Here is a 646-nt window from a genome sequence, read left to right on the forward strand (position 1 = left end):
AGCGTGCGGCGATGAGCCGCGAGAGAGTCCATGTTTAAGATCCTTGTCGCCAATCGCGGCGTACTTGCCGCAGGCAAGGCGAAGCAAAGCGCCCTGGCACGCGCCAGCGTGCGGCGATGAGCCGCGAGAGAGCCTATGTTTAAAAAGATCCTTGTCGCCAATCGCGGCGAAATCGCCCTGCGCATCCAGCGCGCCTGCCATGAGCTGGGCGTCAAGGCCGTGATGGTGTATTCCGAGGCCGACCGCGACGCGAAGTACGTCAAGCTCGCCGAAGAGGCCGTCTGCATCGGCCCGGCCCCCTCGCCGCTGTCCTACCTCAACATGCCGGCGATCATCTCGGCCGCCGAGGTGACGGACGCCGAGGCCATCCACCCGGGCTACGGCTTCCTCTCCGAGAACGCCGACTTCGCCGAGCGCGTGGAAAAGAGCGGCTTCCAGTTCATCGGCCCGACGCCCGAGTCCATCCGCACGATGGGCGACAAGGTGTCGGCCAAGCAGGCCATGATCCGCGCGGGCGTGCCCTGCGTGCCGGGCTCCGAGGGCGAGCTGCCCGACGATCCGGTGCAGATCCGCCGCATCGCCAAGACGGTGGGCTATCCGGTGATCATCAAGGCGGCGGGCGGCGGCGGTGGCCGCGGCATGCGCG

2 protein-coding genes are annotated in these 646 nt (G+C 67.6%); one reads left to right on the top strand and one right to left on the bottom strand.

Features of this window, described 5'->3' with window-relative positions; all coding sequences use genetic code 11:
• Positions 1–201 (bottom strand): hypothetical protein (locus GVN67_RS30250; RefSeq protein WP_235035617.1); only part of this gene is annotated, 201 nt, incomplete at its 3' end.
• Between GVN67_RS30250 and GVN67_RS29130 the strand changes: the two genes are divergently transcribed.
• Positions 136–646, top strand: a 511-nt coding sequence (locus GVN67_RS29130; RefSeq protein WP_304621480.1) for a biotin carboxylase N-terminal domain-containing protein, incomplete at its 3' end; no start/stop codon positions are given. The genes GVN67_RS30250 and GVN67_RS29130 overlap by 66 nt on opposite strands.

The sequence above is a fragment of the Roseomonas sp. 18066 genome (assembly GCF_902706185.1).
In the GTDB taxonomy this organism is placed as follows: domain Bacteria; phylum Pseudomonadota; class Alphaproteobacteria; order Acetobacterales; family Acetobacteraceae; genus Pseudoroseomonas.